Genomic DNA, 24200 nt, shown 5'->3' with positions numbered 1-24200 from the left:
GAGGCGGCGCGGTCGTGGTCGGGAGCCGGCAGCGGCCTGGTGGCCGACCGGAGTCCGTGGGCAGGGTCCGCGTCGCGCTCGGGCTGGTCTCCGCGGCGGTCGCCGTGGCGCTGTGCGTCGTGCTCGTCGACAGGTGCGTCCTGCGCGCCGAATGGTGGCAGGTGCGGCACACCGTGACCGGCGAGCCCGTCAGGCCGCAGAGCGAGGTGGGGCCGCCGCCGGGGCCGCTCGCGGTCAGCTGGGAGCGGACGACGCGCACGCACCACGGAGCCGTGGCCGGCTACGACGGCGTCGCCTACGAGGTCGCGCAGGGGCAGGTCGTGACCGCGTCCGGCCGCGGCCTGGAGGTGCGGGACGCGCGGACCGGCGGCGACCGCTGGAGCTACCGCAGGTCCGGCTGGACGCTGCTCGGCTGGACCTCCACCCGGTCCCGGCTCGTCGCCCACTTCGAGCGGGACGGCGACCGCGGTGCCCGGGCGATGGTCGCGTTCGACGCGCTGTCCGGCGGGCTGCTGTGGCGGCGGGAGGGGGAGCGGCCCGCCGCGGTGTCCCGCACGACGCTGCGCTGGCCCGCCGGATCCGACGTCCTGCTCACCACCGACGAGCCCCACCGGACGCTGTTCGGCGTCTCCGCGGTGACCGGGAACCGGGTGTGGCGGCTGGCGCTGCCGCACGGCTGCCGGCTGTTCGAGGGCGGCGCGCACCCCTCCGACGGCCGGGAGACGCTCGCCGCGTTCGGCCTGGACTGCCGGGAGGAGGGGCGGCGGCGCAGCCGGCTGCTCGCGGTCGACCCGGCGAAGGGCACCGTCCGCTGGGACGAGCGCCTCGGCTCCGGGGAGTCGCCCGAGGTGTCGATGCTGGACGGGGTCACGCTCGCCTCCGACGGCACGGCGCTGCGCGCGTTCCGCGAGGACGGCGGCCGGTTCGGCGTCTGGAAGGGCGACGGGGTGTGCGGCGACCTGATGTGCCCGGGTGTGCTGACGCCGGGCCGGCTCGTGATCGTCTACCACCCGGAGGGGTCCCGTTCCGACGCCACCCGCATGGAGGCGGTGGACGTGTCGTCCGGGCGGGTCGAATGGGGCCGCGACGTCCCCGCGTACGCGGCGCTCGCGCAGGCCGGCGGGCAGATCTTCGCGCTGCGCCCCCGGCTGTCGGAGAGCCTGCTGCCGGCCGGCGTCGACATCGTGGCACCGGGCGACGGCGGCACCACGACCGCGCCCGCGCCGTTCCCGATGGACCCGGACCTCCCGGGCGTCCGGCCGTGGCTGGCGGCGGCGGGCGGGCTGCTGTACGTGGCCGTCGCGCAGGCGGCGCCCCGCCCGGACGGCGCGGCGCGGCTGGTCGTGCTGCGCGGCGGGCTCACCGGCACCGGCCCGCCCGAACTCGGCGGCGTGCCCGTCGCGGACTGGCCGGACGCCTGCGCGCTGCTCACCAAACCCGACCTGGCGGCGGCGCGGATGACCGGCTATGCCGCCGAGCCGAGCCGCGCCTCCGCCGGATCGGTCGGGCTGCCGCACCCCGTGTCGTGCACGTACGAGCCGCACCGCAAGGGCCGCGCGTCCGGGGACGGCGATGGCAGGCGCCCGGCGCCGAAGCCGATGGCGTCGGAGTCGGCCGGGGCCGAGCCGCCCGGGAGCACGGAGGAGGACGCCGATCCGCCCGTGCGGGGCCTCACCCTCAGCGTCCGCTGGGTGGCCGAGACGCACGAGGCGGCGTCCCGGATGCTGGACGCCCTGCAGGCCACGCAGGCGCAGGCCCGGCGGCGCCGCGACATCGGCGGCGACGAGGCGTACGAGATCGGCCCGACCGCGGGCATGATCGCGTTGCGGGTCGGCCGGTACGTCCTGGTGGTGGAGGCGAACCGCCCGCCGGGTGCCGCGGCCCGCATCGCCCGGGCCGTCGCGTACCGGCTGCGCCACCCGGCCTGACCGGCGGTCAGCGCTCGGAGACGGGCTCGGGCTCCCGGACGGGGTCGGCGCAGTGGTTCGCCCACGCCTCCAGCTGGGCGACGAAGCGCGCGGCGTGCACGGGCCAGTGGAACCGCGCGCGGGCCGCCTCGTAGCCGCGTTTGCCCAGTTCGGTGCGGTGATGAGGGTCGTCCCGCAGCCGCAGGACGGCCTTGGCGGCGGCCTGCGGGTCGCCGAACGGGACGACGAGGCCGCAGCCGGCCGGCTCGACGATGCCGACCGCGGCCGGGTTCGGCGTGGTGATCACCGGGACGCCGCGGGCCATGTACTCGACGACCTTCGTGGGCATCGAGTGCCGGTAGTTCGGCTCGTCGTGCAGCAGCGCGAGCCCGGCCATCGCGCCCTCGGCGATCCGCAGCGCCCGGTCGTTCGGGACGAACCCGTACCAGCGCACGATGCCCGCGTGCCGCGCGTCCCGCAGCGCGTCCCGGACGTCGGCGTCGGCCGCGCCGATCAGCTCGACCAGGACGCCCTCGGCGGCCAGCCGGCGGGCCATCTCGATCATGTCGAGCGCGCCGCGCGCCCGCGAGAGCTGCCCGACGTAGACGGCGCGCAGGCCGTCCGGCGGCCGGGGCGGCAGGTCGGGGACGTGGGTGGTGTTGGGCACGACCGGGTGCTCCTCGCGGAACCGGGACCGGTAGCCCTCCTCGGCGAGCAGCAGCCGGTGCCGCCGTTCGCTGCGCCGCTCCAGCCGGTGGATGGCCGGACGCAGCACCGGCCGCGCGGGACCGGGCAGCCAGCCCTTGGCGGACAGGGCGGCGGCGGTGTCCTCGTGGACGTCCCACACGACCGTCCGCCGCCGGACCTCGCGGGGCAGGGACACCAGCAGCTCGGGGTCGTGCAGCAGGATCACGTCGGCGTAGGCGGCGTGCTCGGTGAGCGCCCGGTGCGCGGCGCGCAGTGCCCGGAGCCGGCGGCGTCCGGTGGCCCGCGGGACGTCCACCGGGCTGAGCTGCCGCCACGGAGTCGCATTACATGCCCGGAAAGGGGCGATATAGGTGACTTCATGGCCGGCATCGAGCAGCGCGCGGATCTGCCGGTGCAGAATACGTGCGTCCTCGGGATGGTGCACCACCGTGCAAACACAGACCCGCATCACGCTCACTCCGTACGGGAAATCATCGTCTTTGGGCCGAGTCTCCGGTGCCGATGGAAATGGCCGATGAATTCCCGCTGTCCCTGGCATGGACGGTGCCGGGCGACTCGGCCCGCTCCGCTAAAGGAGTTCCACGGTCCCCGTCCGGGCGTTCCGCGTCCGGCCGCGGGTGTCGAACAGCAGCCGGGCGTGCCGGGTCAGGATCCCGGCGTCGTAGGCGGCGTGGTCGGCCAGGATGATCGCGAGGTCGGCCGCCCGCAGCGCGGCCGTGAGGTCGTCCCCCGCGTACGGGACCCGCGCGCCGTCGACCTCCCAGGACGTGACGAACGGGTCGTGGAACGCCAGGTCCGCGCCGAGCCGGGCCAGCCGCCGCGCCACCGGGCGGGCCGGTGACTCGCGCTGGTCGGCGATGTCGGCCTTGTAGGTGACGCCGAGCAGCAGGACCCCGGCGCCCTTCAGCGCGCGGCCCTCCCGGTTGAGGAGCTGCTGCGCGCGTTCCGCGACGTACCGCGGCATACGGTCGTTGATCTCCTGGGCCAGCTCCACGAAGCGGAACGGGTAGCCCAGCGACCTGACCTTGTACGACAGGTAGTTCGGGTCGATCGGGATGCAGTGCCCGCCGACGCCCGGCCCCGGCCGGAACGCCTGGAAGCCGAACGGCTTGGTGGACGCGCAGTCGATCGCGTCCCACAGATCGATGCCGAGTTCGTTGCAGAACACCGCCATCTCGTTGACCAGCGCGATGTTGACGTGCCGGTAGGTGTTCTCCAGCAGCTTCGCCATCTCCGCCTCGCGGGTGCCCTTGGCCTGCACGATCCGGTCGACGAACTTGCCGTAGAACGCCGCCGCCGCCGACGCGCACGCCGGGCTCAGCCCGCCGACGATCTTCGGGGTGTTGCGCACCCCGTAGACCGGGTTGCCGGGGTCGATCCGCTCCGGCGAGAACGCCAGGTGGAACTCCTCCCCGGCGACCAGGCCGGACGTCTCCAGGATCGGCCGGACGACCTCCTCGGTCGTGCCCGGGTAGGTGGTCGACTCCAGCACCACCAGCGTCCCCGGCTCCAGGTGCCGGGCGACCGTCCCGGCCGCGCCGCGCACCGCGCCGAGGTCCGGGCCGCCCTCCGGCGACAGCGGTGTCGGCACGCAGATGACCACCGTGCGGGCGCCGTCGAGGACGCTCTCGCGCAGGCTCGGGACGAACCCGGCCGCCAGCATCTCCTCGACCTCGGCGGCCGAGACGTCGTCGATGTGCGACAGCCCGGCCTTGAGCCCGGCGACCACGCGCGCGTCCCGGTCCAGGCCGCCGACGCGCAGGCCGGCCCGGCAGGCCTCCCGCACGAGCGGCAGCCCCACATAGCCGAGCCCGATGACCACGAGATCCACGCGGCCGGCTCCCTTCGGTCTAGGTGAGTCGGTAGGCGGCCCGGTATCGCCCGGTCACGGCGCGCCAGGTGCGTTCCGCCGCGACCCATTCCCGGGCCGACCGCCCGATCTTCTTTCTCCGTTCCGGACTGTAAGCCAGATCTTCCAGACAATTCGCCCATGCTTCCGGGTCTTCCGGAACTGTTAACTCGCCGGTCACGCCGGGTTCCACGATTTCCCGGAGGGCCATGACATCACTGGCTATAACGGGAATTCCTCCGGCCATCGCCTCGATCGGCTTCAGAGGCGTCACCAATTGGCAGACACGGTCCGCCCGGCGCGGAACCGCGAACACATCGAGGACGGCGTGGAATCGGCGAACGGACTCCATCGGCACCCGGCCGGTGAACACGGCGTGAATCCCGTGCCCGGCCGCGCGCCGTTCCAGCGCGGCGCGCTCCGGGCCGTGCCCGACCAGCAGCAGCGTGACGGGGGTTCCCCGGTCGCGGAGCAGGGCGGCGGCGTCGATGAGCGTGTCGATGCCCTCGTAGCCGTAGAACGAGGAGGTGAGGCCGACGACCGTGGCGCCGTCCGGGATGCCGAGGCGTCCACGCAGGTCACCCGGGTCGGGCAGCGGCCGGAGGAACGTCTCGTCCACACCGTTCGGCACCGTGAGGATCTTCTCGGCGGGGATGCCGCGGGAGGCGATCTCCGCCCGCATCGCCTCGCCGAGCGTCACGACCGCGTCCGCCTCGGCCATGCGGCGCGTCTCCACCTCGCGGGTCAGCCGGTAGAAGTCATCGGTCTCACGGTGGGCGGGGTCGCGGGAGAGCCAGGAATCCTCCGGGAAGCCGCGCACCTCGTAGACGACGGGGATGCCGTGGCGGCGTCCCACCTCCAGCGCGACGGCCGCGTTCCGATGGTCGCTGACCGCGTGCAGGACGGCCGGCCGCAGCTCCGCCACCAGCCGTCCGGCCAGGTCGGCGCTCTTTTCGACGGCGCGGCGCGGATCTCCCGGCGGCAGCCAGGGCAGCAGCCGGTGGTACGGGACGCCGTCGAGGTCCACCCTCGCCCGCGCGTCCCCGGCGCCCCGGCTGAGCGGGTAGCCGAGCCGGGTGACCACGTGCGTGTCGAGTCCCGACTCCCGCTGGGCGAGCGCGATCCGGTGCGTCCGGACGGTGTAGCCGGCGTTCGTGGCCGGCAGCGCGTTCGTCACGAACTGCAGCACGCCGTTCCCGGGCCGGGGCCCGCGCCGCGACGGCGCCGCCGGCCGAGCGAGCAGGGCACGCAGATCCGCGGTCTCGCGCCGGACGTCCCGGGGTCGCGGGACGGCCAGCCGGGACCGCCGCAGCCGGGCACCGAACGGGGTTCGCGCGACCAGCCGGACGGCCAGCCGTGCCGCCCGCCGGGGATCGTCGCGTACCTGCCGCCCGGCGAGCCCGGCCAGGTAGACGGATTTCTTCAGCACCGATTGGTCGACCACGGGGCCGGACGCTAAGCGACCCCGGTGAACAGAAGGGAAATCGTGTTGGCACCCATCGTGCACGTTCTCGGAGCGCGGCCGAACTTCGTCAAGGCCGCCCCGGTGATCGCCGCGCTGCGGGCCGCCGGCGCCGAGCAGGCCGTGGTCCACACCGGCCAGCACTACGACGCGCGGATGTCGGAGATCTTCTTCGCCGAACTGGGCCTCCCCGAACCCGACGTCAACCTCGGCGTCGGCTCCGGCGGGCACGCCGAGCAGACCGCCGCGCTCATGATCGGGCTGGAGGGGGAGTTCACGAGCCGTTCACCCGCACTGGTCATCGTGTACGGCGACGTGAACTCGACCCTCGCCGCCGCCCTCGTCGCGGCCAAACTGCACATCCCGGTCGCCCATGTGGAGGCCGGGCTGCGCAGCTTCGACATGACCATGCCGGAGGAGGTCAACCGGCGGGTCACCGACCAGCTGTCCGCGCTGTGCCTGGTCACGAGCCCGGAGGGGATCGGGCACCTGGCCGCCGAGGGCGTGCCGGTGTCCCGCGCCCACCTCGTCGGCAACCCGATGATCGACACGCTGCTGGCGAACCTGGACTCCTTCGACACCGCCCGGGTGCGGGCCGGACACGGGCTGCCGGAACGGTACGTCCTGGCGACCGTGCACCGGCCCGCGAACGTGGACGCGCCGCAGACCGCGGCCACCCTCGTCCGGCACCTGCACGGCGTCGCCGACCTCGCGGATCTGGTCATCCCCGTCCACCCGCGCGGCCGGGCGAACCTGCTGGCCGCCGGGCTGGACGACCACCCGGGCGTGCACGTCCTGGAGCCGCTCGGGTACACCGACTTCCTCGCCGCCGTGCGGGGGGCGGCGGCGGTCGTCACGGACTCGGGCGGGCTCCAGGAGGAGACGACGATCCTCGGCGTGCCGTGCCTGACCGTCCGCCCGAACACCGAACGGCCGATCACCATCACCCACGGCACGAACCGCCTCGTCACGTTCGAGGAACTGGTGCCCTCCGCGCGCAAGGCGCTGGAGGCGGGCGTGCCGGCGGGCGACCGGAGACCACCCCTGTGGGACGGCCACGCCGGCCCCCGCATCGCCGAAGTGATCATGGAGTATCTGGGTGAGTGACACCACGGAAACCGCCAGGGAAGCCAAGGCGTATCAGCAGCTCGGACGGCTGAAGGCCACGCTGCGGGAACGCGAGGCGCGGCTGGCGGAGCTGGAGCGGCGGCTCGCCGCGCTGGAGACCTCGACGGCCGTTCAGTTCGGGCGCCTGGTCGCCGGCGCCGCGCGCAACCCGAAGCGCGGCCGGCGGCTGCCCAAGGACCTGTACCGGCTGTGGCGCAGGAGGAACGCCCCCGTGCCGGCGTCCGGTCCGCCCGCCGGCGGCGGTGTCCAGCCCGACCGCGTCGACCGTCCGGAGAACCGGCTGCTCGTCGCGGGACCCTGCGACGGCCTGATCATCGCGGGGGTGCTGAGCCCGGCCACGGCGGCGCTGCTCGCCGGGCACGCGAAGGTCGTCCCGCTGTACCCGCACGACGCCGCGATCGTCCTCGGCTCGGCCGACGTGGACCTGCTCGTCGTGGACGCGGCGGCCGGTGAACCCGGCGGACCCTGGGCGTACCTGGGCGTACCCGGCATGTACGACCGGGATCGCGCGCTGCACGAGATCCGCGAGATCGCCGCCGCCCGCTCGCTCCCGCGCGTCCTGTGGGGCCGGACACCGCCCGCGACCCTGGCGGCCCTCACCTGGGACGCCACCGCCACCGTCCCCGGCCGGCTCGCCGAACTGCTCGCCTCAATGCGGTTGCCGGGGGGTGCGGGGGGTCGTCCCCCCACCGGGAACTCTGCGCGCTTGGCGGGGGCAGCCCGTTGAAAGGAATCACTGTGCGTCCACGCGCCCTCGTCTACGGTGACGTCGACCTCAACATGATCGACGGATCGGCGATCTGGGTCCAGGGGATGGTCCAGGCCCTCGCCCGCGCCGGCTGCGAGGTGACCCTGGTCCTCAAGGCGCCCGTTCAGACCGGACGGCTCGTCGACCCGCTGCGCGCCCTGCCCGGCGTGACCGTCCGCAGCCCGCACGCCGAGGGGCTGTTCGACGGTCCCGGCGCCATGGTGCCGCGGCACGCCGCCACGATCCTCGCCCGCATCGACGCCGGGGACCCGCACGACCTGATCGTCGTCCGGGGCCGCCAGGTCGCCGGCAGGGTCGCCATGGGCCCCCTCGCCGGACGCCTCTGGACCTATCTGACCGACGTCCCCCAATCGGCGGCCGAGTTCGGCGCCTCCGCCAAGGGTGAACTCCGCCGCATCGCCGACGCCTCCCACGTCCTGCTCTGCCAGACCGAGGAACTGCGCGGCTTCCTGGAGAGCGCCGTCCCCGCCACGTCGGGCAAGAGCGTTCTGTTCCCGCCGGTGGTCGTGCTGCCGGCCGGCCTGGAGGCCCGCCCTCCCGGCGCCCCCGGCGGCCCGCTCCGGCTGGTCTACACGGGCAAGTTCGCGCCCCGCTGGAACACCTACGAGATGACCTCGCTTCCGCGCCTGCTCGCCGTGCGCGGCGTGGACGCCGAACTCCACATGATCGGCGACAAGGTGCACGACGACCCGGCCGACGCGGGCTTCGCGACTCGGATGCGGGCCGCACTGGAGACGGGCGAGGGCGTCGTCTGGCACGGTGGCCATCCCCGCGCCGAGGCGATGCGGCTCACCGCGTCCTGCGACGTGGGGCTCTCGTGGCGCGCCCCGTCCATGGACGCGAGCCTGGAACTGTCGACGAAGGTCCTGGAGTGCGGCGCGCTCGGCGTCCCCGTCGTCCTGAACCGGACACCCATGCACGAAGGGCTCCTCGGCACCGACTACCCGCTCTTCGCCGCCACCGAGGACGACGTCCTGGACGCCCTGACCCTCGTCGGCAAGAGCCCGGACGTCTACCTTCTGGCCGCCGGCCGCTGCCGCACGGCGGCCGCCGGGTTCACCCTGGACGCCGCCGCCGGCCGCCTCCGCGGCCACCTGTCCCAAGCCTTCCCCGAACCCTCCGAGAAGGTCCTGGCGGTCAAGGGCCGCCGCCTCCGCGTGGGCGTCGCGGGCCACGACCTGAAGTTCTTCACCCGCCTGCTCGACCACCTGCGCTCCCGCCCCGACATGGAGGTCCGCGTGGACCACTGGGCGGCGCTGAAGGCCCACGACGAGGAACGCAGCCGGGACCTGGCCGAGTGGGCGGACGTCGTCATCTGCGAATGGTGCGGCCCCAACGCCCTCTGGTTCGCCGAGCACAAACGTCCCGGCCAGCGCCTGGTCGTGCGGCTCCACCGCTTCGAGTTGTACGCGCCCTGGCCGAAGCAGCTCGACATCGACGCGGTCGACCACGTCATCTGCGTAAGCCCCCACTACAACCGGCTCACCCGCGAGGCGACCGGCTGGCCGGCCTCGAAGGTCGTCACCATCCCGAACTGGGTGGACGACGCCCAGCTCGACCGCGCCAAGCTTCCCGGCGCCGAACACCACCTCGGCATGATCGGCATGGCGCCGTCCCGCAAACGCCTCGACCTCGCCCTGGACGTCCTGGAAGACCTCCGCCGCGACGACCCGCGCTTCACCCTCTTCGTCAAATCCAAACTCCCCTGGGAGTACTGGTGGATCTGGCAGAAAGAAGAGGAGCGGGCCCACTACGAAAAGGTCTTCCGCCGCATCCGGCGCTCCCGCCTCCTCTCCGGCGGCGTCGTCTTCGACGACTACGGCCGCGACGTGGCCTCCTGGCTGCGCCGCATAGGTTTCGTCCTCTCCACCAGCGACGACGAGAGCTTCCACCTGGCCCCCGCCGAAGGCATGGCCTCCGGCGCCGTCCCGGCCCTCCTCGGCTGGCCCGGCGCCGACACCATCTACAACCCCCGCTGGATCCACGAATCCCCGTCCGCCATGGCCGCGTCGATAGCGGCGACCGTCTCCCTCGGCCGCTGGGAACAAGACGGCGACCTGGCCCGGACCCAGCTGCGAACCGCCTACGCCCTCCCCGAGGTCTGCCGCCAATGGACCGACCTCCTCACCGGAGCCCCATGAGGAGGTGAGCCCTACGTGGCGGGGCGGGGAACGGCGGCGAAGGGGGAGAGGCTGAACAGGTCCGGGACCCGGCGGAGGGGTTCGGGCCCTGGACCTCCAGCGCTCCTGTCGTACCCGACACATAAATCTTAAACCCATCGTGTTGATATGGGTACAGGGTGTTATGGTGCGGGTGTGAAGCTGGTGGTGCAGGTGAAACTACTCCCCGACGCCGCCACCGAGGCGGCGTTGCGGGAGACGCTGAAGCTGTGCAACCAGGCTGCCGGGCACGCCTCCCGCCGGGCGTTTGCGACCGGTGTGAAAGACAGGACCGCGTTGCAGCGGCTGGTGTACGGTGAGTTGAAGGCGATGGGCCTGTCGGCCCAGCCGGCGATCCACTGCATCCGCAAAGCCGCCGGGGCCTACGCCACCCTCGCCCAGAACCTGAAGGCCGGCAACTACGGGCCGGTCGGCTCGTGGCGCCGCACCCAGGTGGAGAACACGCCGGTCCGGTTCCGCAAGGACGCCGCCCAGCCCTTCGACGACCGCTCCTTGTCCTGGCGGATCGATGCCCGCACCGTCAGCATCTGGACCGTGCGCGGCAGGCGCAAAGGCATCGGCTTCGCCTGTTCGCCCGAGCAGGCCAAGATGCTGGCCGCGCATCGGCGGGGCGAGTCGGACCTGGTGTGGCGCGGCGGCTGCTTCTACCTGTACGCCACCTGCGACGTCCCCCAGGCTCCCGAGTACGTGCCGGACGGGTTCTGCGGGGTGGACCTGGGCATTGTCAACATTGCCACCACCTCCGGCGGCACCGTGCACTCCGGCAGGCGGATCAACCAGGTCCGGCACCGCAACCGCCGGCTTCGCGCACGGCTGCAGGGCAAGGGCACCAAGTCCGCCAAGCGGCTGCTGCGCAAGCTGTCGGGCCGCGAGGCTCGTTTTGTGGCCGACACCAACCACCGCATCTCCAAGCAGGTCGTGACCGAGGCTCAACGCACCGCGCAAGGGATCGCCCTGGAGGATCTGGGCGGTATCCGGGCGCGGGTCCGGCTACGCAAGCCCCAGCGGGTCGCGCTGCATTCGTGGAGTTTCGCCCAGCTGGGCGCGTTCATCGCCTACAAGGCGATGCGCGCCGGGGTACCGGTGGTATTCGTGGACCCGCGCCACACCTCGCAGGGGTGCTCGGCGTGTGGCCACATCCACAAGCAGAACCGGCCCGCCCAGGCCACCTTCGCATGCACGTCATGCGGCTTCGCTGAGCACGCCGACGTGAACGCAGCCCGCAACATCGCCGCACGCGGCGCGGCGGGCTGGGCAGTGAGTCACGCTGCCGACGACGCGGCCTGACCCGTGCCACCCAGGTGCGGCGGTCAGAGCTGCAAGCCCGGCCCCTCCAGGGTCGAGAAGTTGACGACCAACTACGGGCCGACCATCGCCGTCTACCGGCACATCGCGGACGATCCCGAGAAGGTCGCCGCGCTCGACCACGCGCTCACCGATCTGGCCCACCGGCACAACGGGGGAGCGCCGGCCATGGAGTGGGAGTACCTCCTGGTCACCGCCCGCAGGCGCTGACCGAAGCGAAGGCCCCCGGCATACGTGCCGGGGGCCTTGGAGATGAAGGGCGCGGTGATCGGGTCAGCCGGAGCTGCCGACCGTGATCCCGGCCTGCTCGGCGGGCAGCCCGGCACGGTAGGTCTCGATCTTGGCGTTGAGCTTGGTGAGGCTGCGGCTGTAGTCGCGGCTGGACAGCCAGAACTTGTAGATGATGACGAGTTCGAAGGCCAGCAGGCCGGCGGCGCTCACCGCGACGACCGGGATGATGGCGCCGGAGACGATCGCGGCGGCGATGGGGCCGACGATGAAGACGCCCATCTGGAACTCGATGCCGCTGATCAGGTGCGGGCGGATACGGCCCGCCGTCAGCACGTTCCGAATGCGGGCGTACCAGGGGAAACGCTGGTTGAAGCCCTGCTGGAGCGCCGCGATGGTCGGGTCGTCGCCGACGACGCGGTTCTCCATGTCGACGTCGGGGTCCACGGTGAGCGCCTCGGCGGAGCGGAGGTCCTCGTCGGCGTCGGGGATCTCGCCGTTGGCGCGGCGGGCGGCGCGTTCGAGCGCCGTGGCCTCCTCGCGCGCCGCGTCCAGCGTGGTCCGCATCTGGGTGCGGACCTTGTAGATCTCCAAGGCGTCCATGTAGCGGAGCATGTCGAGGAACACGACCGCGACGGCCGTCCAGACGTAGGCGACGTTGCCGGTCGCGGCGTACTGGCCGCCCATCAGGGCGATCGCGCAGGCCAGGACGCGGACGCGGTCGAAGATGTAGTCGAGCCAGGCGCCGAACACCGAGCCGGTGCCCTTGAGCCGGGCGATCTTGCCGTCCATGCAGTCGAGCGTGAACGACAGGTGGTACAGCGCCGCGCCGGCGAGCAGCCAGGGCCAGGACGCCACCGCGAAGCAGGCGCCGGCGGCGAGGCCGAGGACGAGGGCCCCGACGGTCAGCTGGTTCGGGGTCACGCGCGTCCGGTTGGCCGTGAACCTGACCAGCCGGGACGCGAGCGGATCGACCAGCAGGACGGTCCACCAGGCGTCACGCGCCTTGTACGTCCGTTGCCGAACGTCGTCGAGCGTGAAGTTCGCCATGGAGGTTCCCTTTCATCGTGATGAGCGGTCCGATGTTATCGGCTGTCCGGTTCAGGGCACCGGCATTGTCGCGGATCCGTGATCGGGACCTCGGCACATGGTGATCATTTTCATGGGTACGCTGGGGCGAGTGCGCGTCCGACTTATCGCCCATGTACCGTTCGCCGGCGTTCTCGCGGCGGCGATCTGGATCCGGGTCATCGTGGTCCTGGGGTATCCGGCGCCATCGTGGTCCGGCGACTCGCCGAGCTACCTGAAGGACGCGATGAACCTGCGTCCCGGCGAGACGCGTCCGAGTGGATACCCGTTTCTGCTCCGGCTGATCGAACCGTTCCACAGCTTTACCGTCGTGGTGGCCGTGCAGCACGCCATCGGCGTTCTCACGGGTGTCCTGGTGTACGTCCTGGTGCTGCGCGCGGGGCGGGCGGCCTGGCCGCCGGACAGGCCCGGACGGTGGGCGTGGCGCGTCTGGCCGCCCGCCCTGCTCGCCGCGGCGCTGGCCGTTCCGGTGCTGATGCCCGTCCACCAGATCGCCCTTGAGCACATGCTCCTGTCGGACTCGCTGTTCACGTTCCTGCTGCTCGTGGCGGTGGCGGCGGTGCTGTGGCGGCGCCGGTCGACCTGGTGGCTCGGCGCGCTGGCCGGGATGTTCGCGGCGTTCGCCGCGCTGACCAGGTCGGCGGGCCTGCCGCTGATCGCGGTGATCCTCGTCGCGATGCTGCTGCGCCGGGCGGGCTGGCGGGCCTGCGTCTCGGCGGCCGTGATGTTCGCGCTGCCGGTCGTCGGCTACATGTTCTGGTTCCAGGCGCATTACGGCCAGTTCCAGATGAGCAAGTCGAGCGGGATCTGGCTCTACGGGCGCACCGCCTCGTTCGCCGACTGCCAGATCATCAAGCCCCGCCCCGAACTCCGCATCATGTGCCCGAGGCGCACCAATCCGAACATCTCCCCGGCCTTCGCCGTCATGTGGACGGAGGACTCCCCGTTCCGCGATATCCCCGGATGGGTCACCGGTGAGGAGGGCAACCGGCTTGCCAGTGAGTTCGCGTGGGCGGCCATCAAGAAACAGCCCGGCGACTACGCGAGGATGGTCGTCCACGACACGTTCATGGCGTTCGAATGGGACCGCAAGCCGTACCCCACGCCGTGGACCTATCTGGAGTACGAATTCCACAAGGGTGAGTCGTGGAGTGACAAGCAGGCGCTCGTCGCCGCGGGTTACGGCCCGAACGGCGAGCCCAGGGTCGTCCAGCCGTGGGCCGGGAAGGTGCTCGCCTACCAGCACCGGGTGTGGATGCCGGGCACGTTCGTCGGCGTCCTGCTGCTCGCCGGGCTCGCCGGGGCGTTCCTGCACGTCCGGTGCGGGGGCAGGTGGCGACCGCTGCGTCCCTTCACGCACTGGGGGACGGGCGCGCTCCTGCCCTGGGGGACGAGCCTGGCGCTGCTGGTCATCCCGGCGGCGACCGCCGACTTCGACTACCGCTATGTCCTGCCCGCCGTCCCGTTCGCGTGCGTGGCGCTCGCCCTGGCCCTCCTCCCCCCCGGCCCGGCCCGCCTCCGGCCAGGACGAACCGGCGCTTCGGCAGACCCGCGCCAAGATCGACGTGGGCACCTAGCGGCGTCCTGAGGCGCGGCGGGGGGCGGCGCGCAGTTCGGTGAGCATCTTCTCCCACCGCTCCGCCACGACGGAGATGTCGAAGCGCTCCGCCGACGCCAGCGCGTGCCCGGCCATCCGCAGCCGCAGCTCCTCGTCGCCGATCAGCCGGATCAGCGCCTCGGCGAACGCGTCGGGGTCCTCCGGCGGGACGAGCAGCCCGTCATGGCCGGCGGTGATGATCTCGCGGGGACCGCGCGGGCAGTCGAAGCCGACCACGGGCAGCCCGCACGCGAACGCCTCGATGATCGTCATGCCGAACGGCTCGGCCCGCGACGACATCGCGAGGACGGACGCCTTGGCGAACTCGCCCTCCATGTCGTCGGTGGGCTCCATCATCAGGACGTTGTTGTACAGCCCGAGCCGGGTGGCCTTGCGGCGCAGCTCCTCGCGCCGGGGGCCGTCCCCGTAGATCCGCAGTTTCCACTCCGGATACTTCTCCACGACCTTCGCGAACGCACTGATCAGCAGGTCGTAGCCCTTGATCCACACGATCCGGCCGGCCGCGACGACGACCCTGTTCTCCTGCCGCGAGCGCGGATACAGCCGGTGGGGCAGCCCGTTGCCGATCGTGTGGACCGGGCACGAGCCGGCCGGGAGCGCGGCCTCGTAGTCCGCGCCGTCGGCGGCCGTGAGGGTGGTGAGCGCGTCGAGCCGCGGGTACCACTCCTTGAACTCGTCGATGATCTCCGGCTCGTTGATGCCGAGCTGCAGATGCTCCTGCCCGATGACCACGACCCTGCGGGGGGCGAAGCGCGCCGCCAGCAGGTTGAGCCCGGCCCGGGTCGTGACCAGCACGTCGGTGCGCGGACGCCGCAGGAAACGGCCGATCCTGTCGTCCGTCCAGGCGCTGAACTTGTTGTAGCTGCGCTCTTGCGGCGGGATCAGCGCGGACGGCTCGGGCATCAGCCGCTCGGCGCGCCCGGCGTTCGGCCACGCGATCTTGGCCTCCGGCCGCAGGTCGACCAGCGAGCGCAGCCGGACACGGTCCGACAGCGGCAGGAGCGGCCGGTCCCGGTCCCGCAGCACGCTGACGATCTCGACGTCGTGCCGCCGGGACAGCTCCTCGGCGAGCGTGAACGTGCAGCGGACGGTGCCGTCGATGGAGAAGGCCTCCAGCAGCAGGAAAGTGATCTTCATGGGGCCTCCGCCCCGACGAGGCGGCACGAGATCGCCAGCTGGTCCCTGTCGGTGTAGTAGGGCCGGACGGCCATCTCCCGCCCGCCCGACTCGGCGACCTGCCGGGGATAGGAGAGCATGCCGCGTTTGCCGGGCGCGTCGTCCAGCCGGGTCACGAGCCGGGCGTGAACGTCGCCCACGTCCAGCCAGAGGTCCCACAGCGCGGGCTCCGCCGCCGCGAGGTCGCGGACGGCGAGGGAGGCTTGGAACGCGGTCCCGCCGAGCCGGACGTCCCGGACCAGCCGGGCCTCGCTCTCGCGCGCCGCCGCGACCAGCCGCGCGCTCTCCCCGGGCCGCGGGCCCGTGTAGGCGAGCCGCCCGATGATCCTGATCTCGCCGTCGCGCGGATGGACCGCCTCCACCTCGGCGTGCGGGGTGACCTTGCGGACCCTGAGCTTGACGCGCCCCTCCGGCGTCCGCACCACGCCGACGGCCCTCTCGCGGGGCCGGTCGGCGTAGGCGCGCAGCCCGTCCAGGGAGAAGCCGGGGTCATCGGTCAGCAGCGGACGGTCCAGCCCGCCCGCCTCGATCACCAATGTCCAGGTGCCGGACGCCAGATCACCGACGTCCAGTTCCACCGAGTGCCGACCGCCCGTGATGGGTTCCGTCCGCGTCTCGCCGGACGCGCGGTGCCGCAGGACGAGCCGGTGCCCGTCCGGCACGGGGGCGGGCCAGCGGACGAGCAGGCGGTCGTCGGCGCCCACCCGGCAATGGTTCGCTACAGCGTCCACGGTGCCCGGCCTCCCGTGCTCAGTCCGCCGGCCCGAAGACGCGGTCGACGGTCCGGGCGGCGGCGTGGCCGTCGTCCAGCGGGCAGAAGCGGTCGACGAAGGCGTCGTAGCGCTCCTTGTGGCCGGCGACGGCGGCGTCGACGTCGCGGATCGCGTCGATCAGGTCGTCGGAGGTCTCCACGAGCGGCCCCGGCGCCTCGGCCTCGAAGTCGAAGTAGAAGCCGCGGAGCCGGTCCCGGTAGTCGGCCATGTCGTAGGTGAAGAACAGCATGGGGCGGCGGGTGTTGGCGTAGTCGAACATCACCGACGAGTAGTCGCTGATCATCATGTCGGAGATCAGGTACAGCTCGGTGATGTCGGGGTACAGCGACACGTCGCGGACGAACCCGTCCGGGTCCTCGGGGACGCCGTCCACCACATTGCTGTGCAGCCGGACGAGCAGGACGTGGTCATCACCGAGGACGGCGCGCGCGCGGTCCAGGTCGAGGCGCATGTCGTGCTTGTACCGGCCGCGGCTGTAGTACTGGTCGTCGCGCCACGTCGGCGCGTACAGCACGACCCGCTTGCCCTCCGGGATGCCGAGCCGCGCCCGGACGGACCGCGCGACCGCGTCCGTGTCCGGGCTGTACAGCAGGTCGTTGCGCGGGTAGCCGACCTCCAGCATCTCACCCTTGAAGGCGAACGCGCGCCGGAAGATCTCCGTGCTGAACGGGTTCGGCGACAGCAGGTGGCTCCACTCGGGGACGGCGGGGCCGGCCTGCTTGTCCTTGCTCTGCAGCGCCGACTTCATCCCCGGCGCGTACGCGAAGTGGACCTCCTTGACGTCCCTGCCGATCTTCTTCAGCGGGGTGCCGTGCCAGGTCTGCAGGACGATCTGGTCCGGGTGCCGCTGGAACCAGTCGCCGAGCCGGTGGTTGGTGACGATGTAGCGGGACGTCGTCACCGCCTCCTGCCACTCCTTGCCGTTCAGCCGGACGGCCTGCAGCGTGTCCGGCAGCTCCACCTGCGCGTCGTTGACGACCCACAGCTGCTCCAGGTCCGAGCCGCGCCGCAGCAGCTCCTGGTGGATCGCCTTCGGGCTGTCGGAGAACTGCCGCCCGTTGAAGCAGGAGAACAGCACCGCGTCGCGCAGCCCCTCGCGGGCCACGCCGCGCCGCGCCTCCTCCCGGTACTTCACGCCGGCGCTCTTCTCCTCGCTGGACACGTCCCCGGTGACGGCGACGACGAGCCGGCCGTCCTTGGTCTCCAGCGCGTAGCCGCGCCGCGCCACCTCCAGCGGGCCCGGCAGCGCGCGCTGCGCGGCGTCCGTCAGCCGGACGGTCAGCGCCTGCTCGCCCGGCGGGCGGAACAGCACGTCCCAGCGGCCGGGGCGCAGCGGCAGGACGCCCGCGACGCTCGGCACGGCCGCGACCGGGACCTCGGCGCGCAGCCTGCCCGAACCGTCCGGGAGGAGGTCGAACGCGTACTCCTTGCGGCGCCCGCGGCCGCGCACCACGATCTGCCCGGACGCGTGCGCCGGGTGCGTCGCCGTCAGCGACAGGGTCCCGTCGGGACGCAGCACGCAGTCGTCCACCGACAGGCGCACCGTCGTCCGCCGCACCCGCACGTACCCGCTCGCGTCGCGGCCCGTGCTCACCTCCAGCGCGCCGAACGTGCGCCGTGCCTCCTCGACTCCCTCCGCGAGGACGAGCGGCCGGCCGTCCGCGGACAGCGTCCAGTCACGGGTGTCGTCGATCGAGTCGGGCTCGATGTCCACGTCGAGCGCGGCCGGGTCGATGCGGGCCGTCCAGCCGCCGGCCCGGGCCGCCACCGGGACGGGCACCCGCGAGTCGCCCAGCGTCAGCAGCAGCTCCGCGGGCGGGACACCGGCCGACTCGACCTCGATGAGCAGCGCGCCGTCCTCCCAGCGCAGCTCCGTCGCCCGCTCCCTGACACGTTCCACCTGCACGACCAGAAGCCCGTCCACGACCTTCGGGACGATGCGCACATCGTCGGCCACGTACCGGTAGGGCGGGTGCGCGCCCGTCCCCGAGCCGCCGCCGCGCACCGGGCCCTGCCGGAACACGCCCGCGTTCAGCACCGAGGCGTGCACCTCCCAGGTGCCCTCGGTCCAGTCGCCGTGCTCCTTCAGCTTCCCGGCGTCGAGCGAGAACTCGAAGCCGGTCCAGCCGCCGGACGACTTGCCCGGCTTCGGGGTCTGCCGCGCCTTCATGACGATCTTGCGGCGGCCGTTGCGCAGCGTCACCGTCTTGATCGACGTCCAGCGGCGGCGCGAGCTGACCGAGTTGATGTACGCCTCGCCGGTGACGACGAGCCGGTCGCCCTCCCAGCGCACCGCGTGCACCCGGCCCCGCATCTTGACCTCGTCGCGCGCCCGGTACACGTCCCGGGGGACGTCGAGCTTGGCGTCCTTCCAGTACGGGTAGACGACGTAGCGGCGCAGCGGGTCCCGGACGATCGACGGCGAGGACTTGCCGCGCTCGTACCGGACGACCTTCACCAGCTCCATCGTGTGACCGGCCTGGGCGAGGTGCCACTTCAGCCGGGTCAGCGCGGGCGCCTCGGCGAACACCTTCGGCGAGACGCCCTTGGCGTACGCCGCCGCCTGCGCCACGACCTGCTCGCGCTCGTCGCCGGACAGGTCGGGCATGACGTCCAGGAACATCTTCAGCTCGGTCGAGACGAGCGCGAGCTGAAGCCGGCGCAGGTCCTTGGCATCGCCGCGCTCGGCGACCCACGTCGTCGCGAGGGTCGCCGCGCCGAAGCCGTCCGCGATCTCCTGCGGCTCGGTGGTCGGCTCATGGCGCTTCGACTGGCGGTGCAGGACGACGTCCGGCACCACGTCGACGGACTTCGCCAGATGCAGCGCCCGCACCATGACCGGCAGGTCGTCGTGGCGGGTCAGGTCGGGGAACTCCAGCCCGGCGCTCTCCCAGAACGAGCGGCGCAGCAGCGTCCCGGTGATCCTGCGGTCGCTCAGCAGGTCCGGGCTGCGGCGCAGGTCGGTGCCCGTCGCGGGGGCCGCGGTGTCGCTCCACGCCTTCCACTGCGACACCTGGCCGGTCCACTTGCGGAACGCGTCCGGGCCCTTCGCCAGCTCCGACCCGGACTTCTCCAGCGTGGTGAGGAGCGTCTCGATCGCCTCCGGGGGCATCGGGTCGCCGTCGTCGGCGAACAGCAGGAACTCGCCTCCGCTCTCGGCCACCCCGAGGTTGCGGGCCGCACCGCGGCTCAGCGCGCCCTGCCGGACGATCCGGAACCGGTCGTCGGGCAGGGGTGCCTGCGCGGCCGCGCCGGTGCCGTCGTCCATGACCAGGACCTCCAGGTCCCGGAACGTCTGGGCCGCGAGTGACTCCAGGGCGTCGCCGAGGCCCTCCCCGGCGCCATGCGCGAGCACGATGACACTGATCCTGCGGGGGGCCATGCCCACTCCTTCGAGCACTGGCGAACCGGAAACGGCGGTCCGGTCGCGGGATGGTAGGGGGTAGGGGAGAAGGTGATGTGCGTCCGGTACGCCGCCGCTACGGCGTGCCGGACGCCCCGGAGCCGGACGCCACCGGCGCGAGCGTCTCACCGAGGAACACGCGGCGCACGGCCCGCTCGGCCGCGTGCCCGTCGTCCCACGGGCAGAACCGCGCCCGGAACGCCGCGAGGTTCTTCTCCGCGGCGCTCCCCCAGGGGGCCCGGGACACGAACGCTTCGATGAGGTCGGGCTCGGTGTAGGTGACCACGCCGGGCGGGAACTCCGTGAGGTCGAAGTTCACCCCCCGGGTGAGCTTGTAGGTCTCCCAGTCGTTGGCGTAGATCACGATCGGCCTGCCGAGGTTGGCGTAGTCGAACATGATCGAGGAGTAGTCGGTGAGCAGCGCGTCCGAGGCGATCATGAGGTCTTCGACGGACGGGTGCTTGGACACGTCGAGGACCCGGCCCTCCGGCCAGCCCAGGTCCGCCGCCATGTTCTTGATCTTGTAGTAGTAGTGCGCCCGCAGCAGCAGGACGTGGTTCTCGCCGAGCTGGTCGACGAACCGCCCGATGTCGAACATCGGGTTGTAGTGGCGCTGGTAGTCACGGTGCGTCGGCGCGTACAGGATCGCCGTCTTGCCCTCGGGGATGCCGAGTTCGTCGCGCAGCCGCGCCTGCTCCTGCTCGGTGGCGCGCACCAGCCGGTCGTTGCGCGGGTAGCCGATCTCCAGCATCTCGTAGTGGCACGGGAAGCCCCGCTCCCACGCCTCACTGGACAGCGGGTTGGCCGAGACGAGGAAGTCCCAGCGGTCCGACCGCTCGATCAGGGCCTTGAAGTCCATGTCGTTCGCGCCGACCGGGTACTCCATCTGGTCGAGGCCCATCTTCTTCAGCGGCGTGCCGTGCTGGGTCTCCAGGTGGATCTGCCCCGGCCGCTTGACCAGGTAGTCGGGGAAGTTGACGTTGTTGACGAAGTACTTCGCGGCGGCGATCGTCCGGTAGTAGTCGGCCGACCCGGCCACCACGTAGTCCACGCCCTCGGGCATCGTCTTGCGCGCGCCCGGCTTCACGATCCACACGCAGCGGATGTGCGGGGCCAGCTCGCGGACCTTCTCGTAGATCGCGGCCGGGTTGCAGGCGTACCCCCGGTACCAGTAGGCGGCGAAGACGGCGAGGTCCTCCTCGATCGGCATCCGCCGCCGCAGCCGGTAGTAGCGCTCCTTGGCGAGCTCCTTGGAGCGGACGACGCTGCGCTTCTGCAGCTTGCGGACCTTGCGCCCGCTCTTCTTCGCCTTGGCGGTGAGCGTCGGGGAGTTGATGCGCTCCCAGGCCTTGAAGTCGTTCCGCTCGATCGCGCGGTGCTTTTCGGCGAGGTTCGGCTCGTCGTCCGGCGGGACGTGCCCCGCCGGCTTGTACCGGTTGTAGGTCTTGGACATCTCGGCGAAGAAGCGCGGCTTCTCCGACGGGTACACGCGGTCGGCGCGCTCGAGGATGACCAGCAGATGCCAGATCGTCCGGTTGAACATCAGCGGCCGGAACGGATCCATCTTCGGGCCCAGCCGGTCCATGAACGCGAAGATGCGGTCGTACTGGTCGAAGGCGTCGAAGTGCTTGGCGCTCGCCGTCTTGGTGATCGCGCCGCGGCGGCGCTGCCGGTAGATGTAGCAGACCCGGTCGAGGAAGCTGACCCGCTCGGCCGCCATGAGGACCGGGTAGGTGATGCTGACGTCCTCGTAGTAGCCGCTGTTGAAGCGCAACCCGTGCTCGATCATGAACTCGCGGCGGATCGCCCGGTTCCAGATCGAGGTGAACATCTCCAGCAGGCTCGGCCGGTCCGCGAGCGTGAAGACCTCCGGCGCGGGCGGCTCCCGGAACAGGTGGTTGATGATGCTGCGCTTGACCCGCCCGTTCCAGTAGGAGCGCGCGTAGTCGAACATCAGCACGTCCGGGCGCGTCTCGGCGAGCCGGTCGAGGATCGCCCGGACGGCGCCCTCGGTCGCGTGGTCGTCGCTGTCGAAGAACCACACGTAGTCGCCGGTCGCCATGTCGAAGCCGACATTGCGCGCCTCCCCCAGACCGACGTTCTCGGTGAGGTGCCGCACCCGGACGCGGTGGTCGCGCTCGGCGTACTCATCGAGGATCTCCCCGCAGCCGTCCGGTGAGGCGTCGTCGATCGCGATGACCTCAAGGTTCGGCAGGTCCGGATCGAGGATCGAGTCCAGACATTGGCGGAGGTACCCCTGCACTTTGTGCACGGGCACGATGATGCTCAAGGAGATGTCGTCATCAATGCTCACGCGTGGGCCAATCAGCTATTCGGTGAATCTGGACTATACCCGCAGATCTTAGGTAGATCTTATGTCCCGCCATGTGAGGGCTTGAGCAGCCAGCGCCCCTTGGGCTCGACGGCCCAGTGGGTGAGGCGCTGCACCGGGACGGTGGCGAGCAGGAGGCCGAGCGCGAGGGCGCCGGCCGTGACTGAGACCAGGCCGAGCGGAGTCTGGAAGAAGTGACCGTTGAAGAAGCCGCCATAGTCCAGCGTCTTCACCACGAGGCCGTGCATCAGATAGACGTACATGGTCCGCGTTCCGAGCTTGGTGTACCAGGCCCGGCCACGCGGGACGGCGGCGAGGAACGCCATGCCGAGGACGACGGCGATGCCGAGCGCGGCAAGCCGGTACGCCATGCCCTCGACGGCGTTGAAGCCCATGTGCTCGTAGCCGCGGTTCCACAGCAGGACACCGCGCTCCACCTTCGGGAGGACGCTGCCGAGCTGCCACACGTAGGCGATCGGCAGCGCCGCCACCAGCACGGCCGTGCCGGCCCAGCGGGTCCATCCCGGGCCGCGCAGCGCCTCGACGCGGTCGCGCCGGATCGTCAGGCCGAGGACGAAGAACGGCAGCAGCCCCGCGGCCCGGCACAGCGTCGAGTCGGAGTTGAAGCTCCAGCTGCCGGCGATCAGGCTCAGCGCCATCGCGACGGCGACCGGGTGCCGCAGGTGCGTCCACAGCGGGGCGCTCAGCCGCCACAGCACGAGGGCGACCAGGAACCACATCAGGAACTGCGGGCGAAATAGCTCGTGCAGCCGGAAGTCATTGCCGTTGATGAACACCAGCTGCAAGCGGTAGAGCACGTTGAAAATCACATACGGCACGACCAGTGTCGGGAAAATGCCCCGGAATTTTTCTGGCGACCGCATGAATCCGCGGGAGAAGTAGCCGGAGACGAAAACGAATACCGGCATGTGGAAGCCGTAGACGAAGGTGTAGACCGCGTTCGCCGCATGGCTGTCGTTCCGGAACACCTCCCAGAAGTGCCCGAGCACGACCAGCATGATCAGGAAGAACTTGACGTTGTCGAAGTACGCGTCGCGGCCGCGGGGCGCCCGCGCCCCGCCCGCCGGTGTCGTGCCGTCGGGGACGGTGCCGCCGGGGTGGGCGGCGGACGGCGGGGTGGCGCCCGGCGCCGAGGCGGACTCGGGGGTGCGCGGGGGCGGGATGAGGTCGGTCATGGTGGAGAACGCCGTTCTAGCCCGGTCGGCCCGGCCGCCGGAGGGGGGTGAAGGCCCAGGTCATCTTTGGTTCCAGCGCCCAGCTCATCGACCGGACGACGGGCTTGGAGCACAGTGCCGTCCCGACGACCAGGGCACCGCAGATCACGATGATGACGCCGGGCGGGGTGTGCATCCAGTCCGCGCCCCACCAGCCGGTGAAGTTCAGCAGCCGGGTGACGAACCCGTGCAGCAGGTAGGCGTAGAGGGTGTAGGCGCCGAGCTGGGTGAACCAGTACTGCCGCCGGGGGACCAGGCTGAGGAACGCCGCCACGAACACGGTCGCGCAGACGAACATCGTGAGCCGCATCACGGTGCCGTAGAAGTTGCCGACGCCGAGCTCGAAGTGCGCGTGCTTCCAGTAGATCCAGTTCCGCGACATGTGGTCCATGACGAGGTAGGTCCCGCCGAGGCCGGCGGCGAGCACCACCGCCCCGATCGGCCGCGCGATCGGCTTCTTCAGCAGCTCGAAGTGCTCCGGCCGCAGCGTGAGCCCGAGGACGTAGAACGGCAGCAGCCCGAAGACGCGGTGGATGTCGAACGTCCCGCCGAGGTCGCTCATGTACGACAGCAGCGCGAACAGCACCGCCACCGCGAGCGGCCAGCGGATCTGCTGCCAGACCGGGGTGGACAGCCGCCACATGAACAGCGCGATCAGGAACCACGTCAGGTAGTACGGGTTCAGCAGGCTGATCTCCAGCTCGTTGCGGCCGGCGAGCCAGTCGTACAGCGAGTAGGCGACCTCGAACACCACGTACGGGACGCCGACGTTGATGATGAGCTTGCGCGCCTTGCCGCCGGAGAACGTCCAGTTCCGCGAGAAGTAGCCGGTGATCACGATGAACAGCGGCATGTGGAACGTGTAGATGAAGATGTACAGGCCCTTGGCCATCGGGACGTTCAGCAGGTTGGCCAGGGAGTGGCCCGCCACCACCAGCAGGATCGCGAAGTACTTGGCGTTGTCGAAGAACGGGTCGCGCTGCCTGCGCGGGCGCGCCGCCTGCGCGGCCGCCGCGGCGCCGATGGCGGCCGGCGTGC

General features: G+C 71.7%; 17 protein-coding genes. 7 read left to right on the top strand and 10 right to left on the bottom strand.

All coding sequences use genetic code 11. The annotated features are described in order from the left end of the window. The first annotated feature begins 56 nt into the window (after window positions 1–56). Window positions 57–1928, top strand: a complete 1872-nt coding sequence (locus AF1_RS19700) for an outer membrane protein assembly factor BamB family protein (protein ID WP_067801073.1) — start codon at window positions 57–59, stop codon at window positions 1926–1928. A 7-nt stretch (window positions 1929–1935) separates the two neighbouring features. On the opposite strand, the gene AF1_RS19695 is transcribed toward AF1_RS19700, so the two are convergent. The 3 genes from AF1_RS19695 to AF1_RS19685 all read right to left on the bottom strand — a co-directional run bounded on the left by AF1_RS19695 (window position 1936) and on the right by AF1_RS19685 (window position 5908). Continuing rightward, window positions 1936–3063, bottom strand: a complete 1128-nt coding sequence (locus tag AF1_RS19695) for a glycosyltransferase family 4 protein (RefSeq protein WP_067801071.1) — start codon at window positions 3061–3063, stop codon at window positions 1936–1938. Between the two features lie 120 nt (window positions 3064–3183). Beyond that, window positions 3184–4446, bottom strand: coding sequence for a nucleotide sugar dehydrogenase (locus tag AF1_RS19690; protein WP_067801069.1), 1263 nt, complete (start codon window positions 4444–4446; stop codon window positions 3184–3186). 19 nt (window positions 4447–4465) lie between these two features. After that, window positions 4466–5908, bottom strand: coding sequence for a glycosyltransferase family 4 protein (locus AF1_RS19685; protein WP_242608618.1), 1443 nt, complete (start codon window positions 5906–5908; stop codon window positions 4466–4468). 42 nt (window positions 5909–5950) lie between these two features. On the opposite strand from AF1_RS19685, the gene wecB reads away from it, so the two are divergent. The 5 genes from wecB (at window position 5951) to AF1_RS33505 (ending at window position 11518) form a co-directional block, all read left to right on the top strand. Further along, window positions 5951–7033 (top strand): non-hydrolyzing UDP-N-acetylglucosamine 2-epimerase, encoded by a 1083-nt coding sequence (wecB, locus tag AF1_RS19680; RefSeq protein ID WP_242608617.1) that lies wholly within the window; start codon window positions 5951–5953, stop codon window positions 7031–7033. Continuing rightward, window positions 7026–7781: a hypothetical protein gene (locus AF1_RS19675; RefSeq protein ID WP_174548870.1), complete on the top strand. Its 756-nt coding sequence runs from the start codon at window positions 7026–7028 to the stop codon at window positions 7779–7781. Before wecB ends, AF1_RS19675 begins: the two co-directional genes overlap by 8 nt. A gap of 53 nt (window positions 7782–7834) precedes the next feature. Continuing rightward, on the top strand, window positions 7835–9964 hold the full coding sequence (locus AF1_RS19670) for a glycosyltransferase family protein (protein WP_242608623.1): 2130 nt from the start codon (window positions 7835–7837) through the stop codon (window positions 9962–9964). A 174-nt stretch (window positions 9965–10138) separates the two neighbouring features. After that, the gene (locus tag AF1_RS19665; protein WP_207393949.1) at window positions 10139–11290 is read left to right on the top strand and encodes an RNA-guided endonuclease InsQ/TnpB family protein; all 1152 of its coding nucleotides are present in this window, start codon (window positions 10139–10141) and stop codon (window positions 11288–11290) included. Between the two features lie 60 nt (window positions 11291–11350). Continuing rightward, window positions 11351–11518: a hypothetical protein gene (locus AF1_RS33505; protein ID WP_174548869.1), complete on the top strand. Its 168-nt coding sequence runs from the start codon at window positions 11351–11353 to the stop codon at window positions 11516–11518. Window positions 11519–11581: 63 nt separating this feature from the next. On the opposite strand, the gene AF1_RS19660 is transcribed toward AF1_RS33505, so the two are convergent. Further along, window positions 11582–12586, bottom strand: coding sequence for a CDP-alcohol phosphatidyltransferase family protein (locus tag AF1_RS19660; RefSeq protein ID WP_067801061.1), 1005 nt, complete (start codon window positions 12584–12586; stop codon window positions 11582–11584). 130 nt (window positions 12587–12716) lie between these two features. Between AF1_RS19660 and AF1_RS19655 the strand changes: the two genes are divergently transcribed. Beyond that, on the top strand, window positions 12717–14213 hold the full coding sequence (locus AF1_RS19655; protein WP_131732389.1) for a hypothetical protein: 1497 nt from the start codon (window positions 12717–12719) through the stop codon (window positions 14211–14213). Here the strand turns inward: AF1_RS19655 and AF1_RS19650 are convergent. From AF1_RS19650 to AF1_RS19625, 6 genes are all read right to left on the bottom strand, one after another. Continuing rightward, the gene (locus AF1_RS19650; protein ID WP_067801057.1) at window positions 14199–15380 is read right to left on the bottom strand and encodes a glycosyltransferase family 4 protein; all 1182 of its coding nucleotides are present in this window, start codon (window positions 15378–15380) and stop codon (window positions 14199–14201) included. The two genes, AF1_RS19655 and AF1_RS19650, sit on opposite strands and share 15 nt — an antisense overlap. Beyond that, window positions 15377–16123: a hypothetical protein gene (locus AF1_RS19645; RefSeq protein ID WP_067801055.1), complete on the bottom strand. Its 747-nt coding sequence runs from the start codon at window positions 16121–16123 to the stop codon at window positions 15377–15379. Before AF1_RS19645 ends, AF1_RS19650 begins: the two co-directional genes overlap by 4 nt. A gap of 46 nt (window positions 16124–16169) precedes the next feature. After that, a complete protein-coding gene (locus tag AF1_RS19640; RefSeq protein ID WP_067801054.1) occupies window positions 16170–19574 on the bottom strand; it encodes a bifunctional glycosyltransferase/CDP-glycerol:glycerophosphate glycerophosphotransferase in 3405 nt (1134 codons plus the stop codon). A gap of 97 nt (window positions 19575–19671) precedes the next feature. Continuing rightward, complete coding sequence (locus tag AF1_RS19635) at window positions 19672–21873, bottom strand: bifunctional glycosyltransferase/CDP-glycerol:glycerophosphate glycerophosphotransferase (protein WP_255218821.1); 2202 nt, start codon at window positions 21871–21873, stop codon at window positions 19672–19674. Between the two features lie 95 nt (window positions 21874–21968). After that, the gene (locus AF1_RS19630) at window positions 21969–23123 is read right to left on the bottom strand and encodes an acyltransferase family protein (protein WP_067801052.1); all 1155 of its coding nucleotides are present in this window, start codon (window positions 23121–23123) and stop codon (window positions 21969–21971) included. Between the two features lie 16 nt (window positions 23124–23139). Next, complete coding sequence (locus AF1_RS19625; RefSeq protein ID WP_084263133.1) at window positions 23140–24186, bottom strand: acyltransferase family protein; 1047 nt, start codon at window positions 24184–24186, stop codon at window positions 23140–23142. Window positions 24187–24200: the final 14 nt, after the last annotated feature.

Source organism: Actinomadura formosensis NBRC 14204 (assembly GCF_001552155.1).
Classification (GTDB): domain Bacteria; phylum Actinomycetota; class Actinomycetes; order Streptosporangiales; family Streptosporangiaceae; genus Spirillospora; species Spirillospora formosensis.
Note: the sequence above shows the minus strand (reverse complement) of the source record. Positions and strands in the feature narration are given on the sequence as shown.